A 12,633-nucleotide genomic window follows, 5' to 3' on the forward strand; every position below is an offset into this window, starting at 1 on the left:
TTCGGAAACATACAGAGGAAGCAAAGGAGGGCTTCCCCTTCTTTACTCCCCTGCCTGTCATTCATCAAAAATTTGTCTTAATGCTTAATCTACCGTACGTGCTTGTCCGTCTTTGAACAACAGGAATTCCAGGGTATGGAAACCACGTACATTCTGTGCGGCGGAAATGGCTTCACTGTCTTCAGAGTAGTCGCCACTCCATTCCATCTGGCTGTAATCTCCTGAATTCAGGATGTTCACGATGGCAGCTTGGTCAAGCGGCCAGCTGTCCATGTTCGGGTCAAGCCCTTGATCGGCTACCGGACCAAACAAGAAAGCCTCACTCTTTTCCCATGGTTCACGGGCAGTAATCCAAGCATCACAGGCATCCTTGAAAGCCTGATTGGTTGGGTTGGCTGCCAGCGTATTCACTTTTTCATACAACGTACCTACCTTAGTTTTCAAATCAGCATAAGTAGGCAACACCACCACATCTACATAATTCGCTACCACCGGACTCAATACACTTTCAGATAATGCATCGCAAGCTGGCTTCAACTGATTTTTCAGCAATACACTCAACTCACTGCAAGCTTCCTGTGCAGCCAGACTCTGTTCACTATTGATATGATTACGGAAAGGCTGAGGTATGGCCAGAATTTTATCATAAGCATTCTTGATAGCTGTCAAGGTATTGTCGGCCAGTTCCTGTTGGCCGTTGTTTACCAACGCTGTGTACAACGATTTTCCAGCCACCTGACTCTTATCGATTGTAGCCCCACTAATCAACGACTCGCTACGTACCCCGCAAAACGCATTGCAAATGGATACGATGTTATTGGAATAATCCTCACGTGAATGCCAGCTGTACCACGACTCTACGGCATAAAGTGCTTCGGTCACGTTCCCTGCCTGGTATTTGGAATACGGGTCACCGATTTTTGTTTCTCCTACTTCATTGGCGATGTCCACACAACCATCTATCACCTGCTGCACGCACGAACCTGCACTGTTGAACGGAGCACCGTGATTTTTAAAAGTCGTGGCATAACTTTCCCCTCCTTTATAGGACACCGCCCAATAATCATACAAATCAGAAGCATCCTTACGGAGCAGAGTCACTACAGCTTTCATGTAATTATTCCAACTGGCAGCATTTTCCGATGTATAATCTATATCGGCTGCATCAATCGGTTCTGGCTGAGGAGCATCATTGTTACTGCACGCGGTTGAAGCAAAAGCCAAGCCTACCGCAAAGGCTGCGGCATAAAAGAAATTCTTTTTCATATTCATAATCATTTTTAGGATTTAACAGATTCATTTCTTGAAGAACCAGCCTACGTATGCCAGTCCGATGGAAAACTCATTTTCGCTGGTATAAGGGCCTGTACCAAACATCTTTCCTGTACCAATCTGGCGAGTGGTATAGTCCGCCTTTACCACCAGATTCGGCAACGCAAACCAGTTCAGTCCAGCCACCCACATGCTGACTTTGTTACGCAAGTCCATAGTTTGTCCCACTTCTCCCTTCTCCTGTGGATTATAGTATTCATAGCGGACAAACGGATAAATTACAGGAACCTTGGAATTGTGATTAAATATGGAACGCAGATTGACACCTACTTCTCCGGCATAACTGGCTGCATTTTTTGCCACTGGTACTACCCGACTATAAGAAGCATTGTTCGACAAGCGGACATTCTTACTACTGATAAACTTGGAATTCGTCAAATTTCCATACACCACATTGGCACGCAACGTCACGTAATCATTCTTATACTGCAAGTCGCCTGAATAAATTCGTAGCGGTGCTTTCTGTCCCTCGTAGAAATTGGGTTTGTCGGAATTACCTGCCGTATTGGCACAATAATAAAAAGAACCTCCCACACGCAGTCCCGGCACTCCACGGTAATCTACACGAAACACATAACCCGGAGAGTTGAAATTATCTTCCTCAAAAATCCCTTGCTTACCACTACCTACCCATGTATTCCGGTCAAAACCATTTGCATTCAAACCCGCTACGACCAGCACCTGATAATCAAACGTGGTATATCCTTTTCCCAACGTACCGAAAAACTCAATCCCTGTTTCATGCCACGTAGAAGGAAGAATTGTCGTCTCTCCTTCCGGACGCACTGTTCCAAAAAAATTAATAGGCTCATGATGTGCATTGGTAAGCCCTACTGGTACTATGATATGCCCAGCCCGCACGTTGAAAGCCGGATGAATCAGACGGGTAATATGGAACTGTTCCAAGGCTACTTCTCCTCCTTTTTCCATTTCAGTTTCATACTCCCCGTTTTCTGAGTTTTCGAGTTCCATAGCCGTACCTACTCCTCCGGATTCAAATTCTATCTCCGCTCCCAAGATCCATTTAGGAGTAAACTTATAATCAAAAGCCAAAACAAAGCGTGGGATGGAAATCGTATTCCGATGATCACGGGTATTCCCGTCCGGATTTCCATAATAGCGATTAATACCATAATCCTTGAAACTGGCCACAGCCTCTCCATACCCTCCTACACGAAAGCGGGTGTATCCGTCTTTGTCTATACGTTGCTTCTGCACCGCTGTTTTCACATATTCTCCAGCTACCTGCACCGAATCAACTTCACTAGCCGAAACAGTTCCTGCAACACAACAAAGAGCAGTAAAAAATAAACTAACTTTTTTTTTCATTTCTCTGCGATTTTGAACATCGCAAAGGTAAACTACCCCAAAAAACTTATCAATACCTAAAAATTACGAAAACAACAAATAAAACCTACTCATTTTTCAGTATATATCCAACTTAATTTTCACATAAATCAGGACACCTTTATATTACTGGTTTATAGAAACATAGAATAAATCGGTGGATAATTATCCTTTTAAAACCCTCTCTATAAGCCCCCATTATATACCTAAAAGGGACTAATCCCAATATAACAATCCAGCCCAATTCATTTATTAAATTGAGGCATTTCACTAGAACATAGAGACCAACTTACCCCGGCATAAACATGACAAGATATTTCATAAAGACGCTTTGGAGAAATATCATCCTCACAAAAACCAAAAGAAGGCTCTCCCGACGAAACGCCAAGCTGTTTTCACTTTCTCCGTTTCGACAAATCTCCAGACGGCAAATCAAAAATGCCCAGCACAGCATTTTTTGTAAATTCAACAAAAAGATACTCTTTTTTACAATAAACCGTACTCTTGAAATGATAAATTACTACCTTTGCCTCCAAGAGAAGATATTTTTTTATTTTTATTATCAAAATTATCTATTTATGAAAAAACTTATATTACTATTCACCGGCCTGTTCATGTTGTCTATCTCATCGGCCTTCGCACAAGACAAGACTGCTAAAGAAATCATGAAAGAAAGAAAAGAAATAGCAAAACTTTCAAAGAAGGCCTTAAACGAAAAAGCTACAAAAGACGCTCGCAAAGAAGCCAAAAGATTAAAGAAACAAGGATGGCAAATTGCTCCGGGGGCACTTCCACTCGAAAAACAATTGGACAAATCATACCTCATGCAATATGAATATGATGAAAACGGATACCAGAAATTCTTGATGGGAGAAGCAATCAGTACAGGGGAAAATTATGATGGGGCTAAGATGCAGGCTTTGGAACTGGCCAAACAAAACCTGGCTGCACAAGTACAAACAGAAATGACTGCGCTTGTAGAAAATCAGGTAGCCAACTCTCAATTGTCAGCTGAAGATGCCTCTTCTGTTACCAAAAGTATCATGGCAAGCAAGAACCTCATTTCACAAAGCATTGGCCGTACAATCATTGTAATGGAAGTATATCGTACTTTAAGCAACAAGAACAAGGAAGTACTGATCAGAATCGCATACAATAGTGAAATGGCAAAAGAAGTAGCCAAGAATGCAATCAGAAAATCACTTGAAGAAGAAAGCAGCAGTCTAAGCGATGAACTGGACAAACTCTTAAAGTGACAAAGATACGGCAATTCATAAAACTTCTTACATGAATCGGACGACCGCTAAAAGGATTATTTCCTTTATGATACTTTGCATTCTACCGCTTACCTTCTATGCCCAAAAGACAAAGAAGGTATGCGGTGAATATATTTACTATGTACCTACTAACCAGTCACTGGAGCAGGCAAAAGCCATTGCATTAGACCGAGCTAAAATCAAAGCATTGGCAGATGAATTCGGAACCATTGTCAGCCAGACCAACTCCACCGTCATTACCAACGAAAACGGAAAGACGGACAACCGTTTTTTCTCGTTAAGCGGCAGTGAAGTAAAAGGTGAATGGCTTGAGAATGAGGGAGAACCGCAATATGAGATTTCATATGAGCAGAATATGCTGACCGTGAAATGTTCAGTATGTGGTAAGGCTCGAGAAATCAAAAATTCATCGGTCAATTTTAAAGCCATGATTTTGCGGAACGGAACCACCGAGCGGTTCAACAGCAGTGAATTCCATGACAATGACTTCATGTACCTTCTGTTCCAAGCTCCTGTAGATGGATATGTAGCCGCTTATTTGATTGATGAAACACCTACAGCTTATTGCCTTCTGCCATATCAGAACGACAGCGATGGACAGCAAGCCGTAAAACATGGACAAGAATACATCTTTTTCTCACCGGAAAAGGCACTTGAAGAAGTAAATCTTGTAGACCAGTACTCCTTAACTTGTACGGGAACGGTAGAACAAAACCAAATCTACGTGATTTTTTCACCCAATCCGTTTATTAAGGCTACTGACAATCTCAACGGAAAGTATATGCCGAGACAACTGAATTATAAAGATTTTACGGAATGGCTATCCAACTGTAGGAAACTAGACCAGCAAATGAGTATCAAAATATTACATATGGAAATACGTCCCTAATAATCAACATTTCAGATCATGAAACGATTTCTTATCCTATCCATGGGATGTGTGTTTGTTTCCTCTATGTGCGCACAAAGCCGTAGCCCTGAAGAAATATTCAAACAATTCAAACAACAGCAGATAGAGAGCTACAAAGATTTTCGCAAAGAAGCAAACCAAAAATACATAGAATTTATGAGGGGAAAATGGGATTGGTTTAGCTCAGAAACTTCTATCAAGGACATAGAAAACGATATCAAACCGATGCCGGCACCTTCCGCTCCAGACAAAGAGGAAATAAAAGGACTTAAGAAAGAGGTTCTGGAACACGGAAAGGTAGTCAACGCATACAGGAAACAGAAAGAACAGCCACACCCCCTTATGCCCATAACAGAAAACGGACAAGCCACACAGACTTTCCAGTTTCAGGCTTATGGCACAAAAATGGAAGTCAGACTGCAAAGTGGGGAAAAATACAAGTTAAACAGTGCAGCTGAAAACGACGTAGCCGACATGTGGATGTATTTATCCAGCAAAAGCTTCAATAACATGCTCCATGATTGTCTGCAACTTCGAGAAGAACATAACTTATGCGACTGGGCTTATCTCAATATTCTGAAAGCGTTGAGCCAGCAATATTACGGAGAAAATACCAACGAGGCTGTAGTGATGCAAGCCTTCCTGTTCAACCAGTCGGGGTATAAGACCAGAATAGGACGCTCTAAAACCAACAGACTATACATGCTGGTTGCCAGTCCTAACACGATCTACGAGAAACCCTATTTCAAGATAAAGGAAGAAGTATTTTACCCGCTGGACTATCAGGAAAGCGGACTCTATGTGTTTGCTCATGAATATCCAGGAGAAAAGGAGCTAAACTTGAGTCTTGAAAAAGTACCCATTTTCGATATGGCTACTTCCGATGCTCATACCCTAAAATCGAAAGCTGCGGATTCTCTCAGCATAGACTTGAAGTTCAATTCAAATTTGATGGACTTCTATTATTCATATCCACAGTCACACATCCACAATGATGAAATGACAAAATGGACAATCTATGCCTCCACTCCCTTAAGCGAATCGGTAAAGAAACAACTCTATCCCATACTGAAAAGCAAAATTGAGGGCAAAACGGATGTAGAGGCAGCCAACCTACTGATTGGATTTGTGCAAACAGCCTTTGAATATCAGTTAGATGAAGTGGTTTGGGGAAAAGACCATCCGTTCTTCCCTGAGGAAACATTGTTTTATCCATTCAGCGACTGCGAAGACAGAGCCGCCCTCTTCAGTAATCTTATAAGAGACTTACTGGGACTGAACACGGTACTGCTCTATTATCCGGGACACTTGGCGATGGCAGTTAAATTCAACGAGCAGGTAGAGGGGAAAACATTTCTGATAGACAATGGGGAATACACTTACTGCGAACCCACATGCAGCAGCTATGTGCCCGTTGGGTGGTGTCCGCCCAACCTCACCTCCGTAAAACCAGTAATAATCAAATATTAAGAACAAACAAAACACTAAAATAGTATGAACAAATACAATTTATTTTTTAAGAACAAGAAACTTATCGCTTGTTTTCTGACAGCACTTTTAGGCTGTGAAGTAACTTCTGCACAGATAAAATTCGTCAAATCATTCCAGGCACAGCACGAAATTTCTGCTTTCGACAATACCACTTTCTGTGTGGCCTATCTATCACAAGGAAATCTGATGACGCTGAGAGATACTCCGATTACCATTTACAACAAATTGAACATGCTGGCTTTCAACCCGACCGGAAGTTCGTTGGCTGTAGTAAAACCCGGAAAAGAAATTCGCATCTACTCTTTCCTGAAAAAAGACAAAAAACTCTTCACACTGAAAGAAAAAAGAAAAGAATATAAAGATGCAGAAGTGACCAGCATGTGCTATTCAGCCAATGCACGGTACTTCATTGCTGCCACATCGGCCAACGAGATTATCATTTACGACACCAAGGAATATTTGCCTCAGGCATATATCAAGACCAATTCTCCGGCCTCTTCACTGGAAATGAGTTCAAACAACTATTTCATCGCCTCACAGCATGAACATGAAATTGACATTTGGAACTTCCAGACCAAAGAACTCAGAACCAAACTCACCCTCGACGGTCACATCACCGGAGATGCCTTCTCAAAAGACGCGTCTTTGTTTGCTGTCACAACGGATAACAAAGGACTGACCATCTACGACACGAAGACCTGGACAGTAAAACATACCTTCGACAGCATTCCGGGATCACTCAAGAATCCGTTCTTCCACCCGGATGGCAAATATGTCGCAGCAGTAAAAGACGACAACAAGGTAGTGGTAATCAACCTGAAGAATAATAAAATAGAACAGGAACTCGATAACGGAGGCAAACAAATAAAAGAATTCAGATTCTTTGTAAACAACCAAAGCAAAGATGCATACGGAATTTCAGGTGAAAACAACGCCATCGTATTCTGGGACGCCAATGGTCTGAATCCATTCTACGGCAAACTGATCAGCAGCGAGGTAGATGCCAGAATGAACGAATGGGTGAAGATGATGCAAGGCGAATCCATGGAAGATTATGCCATCCGTGTAAACGACGAGACTCGAATGAAACAGCAGATCTTGTTCGAAAATGAAGCCGCTACCAAATTGGCCGGCGACCGAATCTCACTTGAAAACCCGTTCATCGGAAATTACGATGCCAACAATGGAATGCTGAACGTAGGATTTAAAACCATGTCCCCCATCGCCATTGAGGTGCCGGTTGAAGACTTGGGTTCTTTCAAAGACAGCAAAGACTTGTCATTCAACAATGCCGTGTACTATTTGAATGACAAAGATGAATTCGAATTGGCATACGTAGAAGTGAAGAACGAAACCACTAACAAGGTTTACATCTACGATAACTTGGGAAGAAAGAAAATGTCAGCCATCCAGGATGACAGTCATTTTGTACCTCTTGAGATTATGCAGCAAGCCAGTCAGGAAGAAGCCAAGCTGCAAGCCATCAAGGAAGATGTGGTAGCAAAGAACAAACAAGACCAGCTGATTACCGACAATACCCAGATCAACGTAAAGACGGAAGTAATTCCCGACGTAAATGCCAATGGAGAAAAGATCTTGAACTACAAAGTAGGATATCAGTACGAAGTAATCAACAAGGACTTCTCTGCAAAAGAGGACTTCCCTTCAGGAGGATACGACATTCAGAATTCAAATGCGGCCATGTCGCTTATGAAGATCATCAAGAACGCGTTTGAAGGTGAATTTGCTTCCTATTTAGGTGAAAACAAACAGGTGAAAGTTATCATTACCGGTTCAGCCGATGCAAGTCCGATTAGAAGCAAGATAGCCTATAAAGGACAATATGGTGAATTTGTAGACGAACCGTATTACAAAGACGGTAACCTCGACAATATCACAGTCACCAAGGAAAGCGGAATTACCCAAAACGAACAGCTGGCTTTACTTCGTGCAGCAGGCGTAATGGATTACGTGAAAAATAACATTACGACCCTCAAGAACACCCACAATGAATTTGAATACCATGTAGAGGTAGCCAAAGAACGCGGCGGCGAATATCGAAGAATCAACGTCGAATTTATCATTGTAGATGCGTTTCCAGCTACGAAGTAAGTGAGTAAAACAAAATAGTGAACCCTATCATCAGCAGAAGGACAGAAAAAATGACTTCCTGTCCTTCTGCTTTTAACGTTATGAGAGATATGAAAAAATTTCTAATTTTCTACCTGTTGGTTTTGGTCTCTTTGAGCCATGCATACGCGCAAGATGCAGGGGCTACCTACAAAAAAGCGAACCAACAATATGTACTTTTCGAAAGTGAAAGGGACAAAGGCACCAATGCCGCCGGCATGTATACCTACTTGCTGGAAGCATACAACGATTTTGTACAAGTGACAAAAGAACAAAACAATGCCAGTTATATCCAAGGTACCAAAAACAGATTGCGATCCATCTATCCATATCTTCTGAATGCGGCGTTGTACTATTACGAACAGAAAGAAAATACCAAGGCGCTCGATTTTGCAGCCGCCTATATTGACACCCGATATATGCCTCTGTTCAGAAGCGAACTGCTGCCGAAAGACGACCGGTACAATTCAATTGTGTATTTTGCTGCCGTAACAGCCTACAATATGAAGAAACTGGACCAGGCTAAAAGGTACTTCCAAATCTACCTGGAATCGGGTGACAGCACACAGGAGAAAGATTGTTTCGTGTACCTGAACATGATTTACATGGCTCAGAAGAACTACGAGGAACAGGAAAAGATCTTGGAAAAAGCCATCAGCAAATACCCGGTATCGCTCGATTTCCTCTACAATCTGGTCAATGTGCACATAGCCACCAACAATATGCCCAAACTACTGAATGCCATTGACAGAATTCTGAAGATAGACCCCAACAACTTACAGGTGCTTCCTATCAAGGCACGTATCTTGGAAAGACAAGGCAATAACCTGGAAGCACTCGACATCTACAAAAGATTGTATGCACTGGCACCTAACAACTTCGAACTGCTGACCGGACTGGCCAGAGCCAATTTCAATGTGGCCACCAAAATAGTCAACGACGGAGCTACCATTGCCAGCGACACCGAATATGCCCTGGTCAGACAAAAGGCTGCCACTTACTTGGAGGAGGCACAGAAATTGTTTATGGAGATTCTGAAACAAAAGCCCGACTCCAAAATGTATATGCAGGGACTGGCAGAAGTATACCAATACATGGACATGACGAGCGAATACGAAGTATTGAACAAAATCATCGCCGATGGGGCTTCCTTTACAACTTTCGCTCCCAGACTGCTGGCCTATAATGAAGCCCTCAAGAAGAGTCAGGAGGTCACGAACAATGCCAGTTCAGAACCTACTCCAGTCGTGCTTGAGCCCGCTCAGTTAGTCATCCGTGTAGACAGCTTCATCGATGGCAATAACAATAAAGTCATTGATGCGGGTGAAAGCTTTGCCGTAAAATTCTCCATTGCCAACAAAGGAAAAGGAGACGCATATAGTGTACGAATCAGATTGTCCGAACAACAGGGATATGACCAATATTTTGAGGGACCGAGAGAACTGGATGGAGGAAACATTCCAGCCGGAACCACCAAAGAATATACATTCAGATACCTGGTGAAGAAGGAAGTGCCTACCGCATTGGCCAAAATCAACATTTATGCCTTCGAGGCCAACGGATTCGACGCAGACCCGTCAGAACTGATTGTAAATACCCAGGAATATGCAATGCCAAGATTGAAGATTGCAGACCATCAGTTCTTCGCTTCCAACGGTTCATCCATCACGTTGGGTTCGAATGGTAAACTGACCATCGCCCTCCAAAATTTTGGTACCAAAACGGCCCGTAATGTAAAAGTAAACTTCACACTGCCGAAAAATGTCTACACGACCGATTCTCCTGAAATGCAAATCGACAGTATTGCCCCGGGAGAAGTGGCCACTCTTGATTACGGCTTCCTGGTCAACAAACGATTCAGTGAAGATTCCGTAGCTGTCATGCTGACCGCAGCGGACGACACACGGTCTTCTATCATCAACGAAGCCTATAAGGTCAAACTGGGTGAATACCTGACAGCCTCTACTTCTATCAAAATCAACGGAAAGCTGGCTAACCGAAAGGTGAACATGCAAGATTTCCAACTGTCATTCAAGAGTGAACTGCTGGATGGTATTCCTGAAGGAGCCGTCAACAGACACCGGTATGCCCTCATCATTGGTAATGAGGATTACAGTATGACAGGTGCCAATGCCGAAATCAATGTGCCCTATGCCGTTAATGATGCCATGGTCTTCAGAGAATACTGCGTACGGACCTTCGGAATCCCGGCAAGCCAGATTAAAATGATTCCAAACGCTACGGCCGGTATGATGCATGAGCAACTGGACTGGCTGCTCAATATGGCCAGCACCGACCCGGATGCCGAACTGTTCTTCTACTACTCCGGACACGGAAACAATGATGAGGCCACCAAACAGGCTTACCTGTTACCGGTTGATATCACCGGAAAGAACATCCACCTGGGTATATCACTGGCCGATTTGTACCAAAAACTCGCCACCTATCCGGTAAAAGGAGCCTATGTATTCCTGGATGCCTGCTTCAGTGGTGGTTATAAGAGTGCAGCCCCGCTTATCGCCCAGAAAGGTGTACGTGTAGTTCCTAAATTGGGTATGCCACAAGGAAATACCATCAGTTTCTCATCCAGTAGCGGTGACCAGACTTCAAGTGTATATCATGACAAGAAGCAAGGTTATTACACTTATTACTTGCTGAAAACCATCAAAGACTCCCACGGAGACATCACGATGCAGGAGCTGTTTGACAAGACAAACGCTGAAGTGAAGAAAGCTACTGCCTTACTCGGAAAGATGCAGGAACCGCAATATATTGTCTCTCCGACCTGGAAAACCTGGGGCTCTATCCAGCTCAAAACTCCAGAGACACAAATCCATGTGGAAAAATCGGATAGCTTAACCAACCACACAGCATTATAACATTCGTTTGACTTCAGGTCAACCTATTCGCAAGCAACCTGTCATTGATTCCAATTGATCTCAATGGCGGGTTGCTGTTTTTTAAAGACGGATACAACGAAAACGACCGGTAATTGCTCAATTATCTATGGTGTATTCTTCAATGTCACGAATAGCCTCTTTCGCCTTACGACGCACATGAACACAATGCAGAATTCCTCCCACAGCTCCCAATACGAAACCGACACTACCTCCATAGCATATCATTTCACCTCCCGCTTTCGGATAGCTTTCAAACATAAACCATACAATCCAACACAAAGCAAACGGAATACCGAAATAAAGCCATCTTAAATTCAGTTGGTTCATCCGCACCAATGCTTTGCTGATATCCAACAAGTTGCCCGTTGAAATGCAATCAATACTGACACCCTTATGGCTATATCGCTGGTAAATTCCAGCTATAATCAAAAACACAGAAGTAAATGCACAGAAAACCCACGAATATCCCATCAGCAAGAAAAATGTATTGCAATAGACTAAAGCAAAAACTATCAAAAAATAGATAAACCTTTTCTTCCGATTAATATAGGCAATCTTGTCTTGTGTAGAGTTTTTGAGCAATTTTTCACTAACGATGATTTCTTTAGCCAGCTTGTCCTTCAACAACTGAATCTGTTGCTTCATCTCGTCTAATTCAAATTTATCTGTAAAATTTTCCATGATAGCACATTTTAATGGTTCGACATTTTTTTCAACTCCTCCTTGATACGATATAAACGTACAGATACATTTTTGGTCGAAATCCCCACAATAGCACCGATTTCTTCATAGCTCATATTTTCCAGCCACAACAAGACAATGGCACGATCAAAAGGGTTCAGTCGATGAATACGGTCATAGAGCAGACGAATCTGCTTGGAATTTTCATCTTTATCTTCAAAAAGATTGATATCCATGGTCAAAGGCACCACAGCACGCCTTTTCTTTTTCCGTTCACATGAAATGCAAGTATTGAAACTCACTTTCCATATCCATGTGTTGACGTTACTGAGATTCTTGAAGGAATCATATCCCTTCCAAAGATTAATAAGCACCTCCTGAAAAAGATCGCTTACTTCATCGGCATCTTTCGAGAACATAAAACACACCGTATAAATAGTACTCTTATGCTCTTTGACCATTTGCGCAAATGCAGTATCCAATGTTTTCATATCGTATGAATTTGTTTTTGACCATTAGACGCTAAAACCATCAGAAAAACTACACAAAAGTAAAAACTTTTTGA

Annotated in this window: 9 protein-coding genes; 5 read left to right on the forward strand and 4 right to left on the reverse strand. The window is 42.4% G+C overall.

Annotation, left to right across the window (positions count from 1 at the left end; genetic code table 11):
- Positions 1-84: 84 nt before the first annotated feature.
- Both H6A28_RS01025 and H6A28_RS01030 read right to left on the reverse strand, forming a co-directional pair.
- The gene (locus tag H6A28_RS01025; protein WP_204478589.1) at positions 85-1,266 is read right to left on the reverse strand and encodes an imelysin family protein; all 1,182 of its coding nucleotides are present in this window, start codon (positions 1,264-1,266) and stop codon (positions 85-87) included.
- 30 nt (positions 1,267-1,296) lie between these two features.
- Positions 1,297-2,661, reverse strand: a complete 1,365-nt coding sequence (locus tag H6A28_RS01030) for a hypothetical protein (protein WP_204478590.1) — start codon at positions 2,659-2,661, stop codon at positions 1,297-1,299.
- Between the two features lie 596 nt (positions 2,662-3,257).
- On the opposite strand from H6A28_RS01030, the gene H6A28_RS01035 reads away from it, so the two are divergent.
- The 5 genes from H6A28_RS01035 (at position 3,258) to H6A28_RS01055 (ending at position 11,366) form a co-directional block, all read left to right on the forward strand.
- The gene (locus H6A28_RS01035) at positions 3,258-3,935 is read left to right on the forward strand and encodes a hypothetical protein (protein ID WP_204474797.1); all 678 of its coding nucleotides are present in this window, start codon (positions 3,258-3,260) and stop codon (positions 3,933-3,935) included.
- Between the two features lie 67 nt (positions 3,936-4,002).
- The gene (locus H6A28_RS01040) at positions 4,003-4,845 is read left to right on the forward strand and encodes a DUF4384 domain-containing protein (protein ID WP_239465211.1); all 843 of its coding nucleotides are present in this window, start codon (positions 4,003-4,005) and stop codon (positions 4,843-4,845) included.
- 177 nt (positions 4,846-5,022) lie between these two features.
- Positions 5,023-6,336 (forward strand): hypothetical protein, encoded by a 1,314-nt coding sequence (locus H6A28_RS01045; protein WP_239465212.1) that lies wholly within the window; start codon positions 5,023-5,025, stop codon positions 6,334-6,336.
- Positions 6,337-6,360: 24 nt separating this feature from the next.
- Positions 6,361-8,469 carry a WD40 repeat domain-containing protein gene (locus H6A28_RS01050; RefSeq protein WP_204478592.1) on the forward strand — a complete coding sequence of 703 codons (2,109 nt, stop codon included), beginning with the start codon at positions 6,361-6,363 and terminating at the stop codon, positions 8,467-8,469.
- An 89-nt stretch (positions 8,470-8,558) separates the two neighbouring features.
- Positions 8,559-11,366: a caspase family protein gene (locus tag H6A28_RS01055; RefSeq protein ID WP_204478593.1), complete on the forward strand. Its 2,808-nt coding sequence runs from the start codon at positions 8,559-8,561 to the stop codon at positions 11,364-11,366.
- Positions 11,367-11,483: 117 nt separating this feature from the next.
- Here the strand turns inward: H6A28_RS01055 and H6A28_RS01060 are convergent, their stop codons facing one another.
- Positions 11,484-12,068 (reverse strand): hypothetical protein, encoded by a 585-nt coding sequence (locus H6A28_RS01060; protein ID WP_204478594.1) that lies wholly within the window; start codon positions 12,066-12,068, stop codon positions 11,484-11,486.
- An 11-nt stretch (positions 12,069-12,079) separates the two neighbouring features.
- Entirely contained in the window at positions 12,080-12,559 is a 480-nt protein-coding gene (locus tag H6A28_RS01065) for an RNA polymerase sigma factor (RefSeq protein ID WP_148328544.1), read from the reverse strand.
- Positions 12,560-12,633: the final 74 nt, after the last annotated feature.

The sequence above is a fragment of the Bacteroides mediterraneensis genome (genome assembly GCF_016900355.1).
Taxonomy (GTDB): Bacteria; Bacteroidota; Bacteroidia; order Bacteroidales; family Bacteroidaceae; genus Phocaeicola.

What these genes read in the sequence shown, in the direction of transcription:
- H6A28_RS01025 (WP_204478589.1), bottom strand. Translation starts at nt 1,266, where the DNA reads ATGAAAAAGAATTTCTTTTATGCCGCAGCCTTTGCGGTAGGCTTGGCT.
- H6A28_RS01030 (WP_204478590.1), bottom strand. Translation starts at nt 2,661, where the DNA reads ATGAAAAAAAAAGTTAGTTTATTTTTTACTGCTCTTTGTTGTGTTGCA.
- H6A28_RS01035 (WP_204474797.1), top strand. Translation starts at nt 3,258, where the DNA reads ATGAAAAAACTTATATTACTATTCACCGGCCTGTTCATGTTGTCTATC.
- H6A28_RS01040 (WP_239465211.1), top strand. Translation starts at nt 4,003, where the DNA reads ATGATACTTTGCATTCTACCGCTTACCTTCTATGCCCAAAAGACAAAG.
- H6A28_RS01045 (WP_239465212.1), top strand. Translation starts at nt 5,023, where the DNA reads ATGAGGGGAAAATGGGATTGGTTTAGCTCAGAAACTTCTATCAAGGAC.
- H6A28_RS01050 (WP_204478592.1), top strand. Translation starts at nt 6,361, where the DNA reads ATGAACAAATACAATTTATTTTTTAAGAACAAGAAACTTATCGCTTGT.
- H6A28_RS01055 (WP_204478593.1), top strand. Translation starts at nt 8,559, where the DNA reads ATGAAAAAATTTCTAATTTTCTACCTGTTGGTTTTGGTCTCTTTGAGC.
- H6A28_RS01060 (WP_204478594.1), bottom strand. Translation starts at nt 12,068, where the DNA reads ATGGAAAATTTTACAGATAAATTTGAATTAGACGAGATGAAGCAACAG.
- H6A28_RS01065 (WP_148328544.1), bottom strand. Translation starts at nt 12,559, where the DNA reads ATGAAAACATTGGATACTGCATTTGCGCAAATGGTCAAAGAGCATAAG.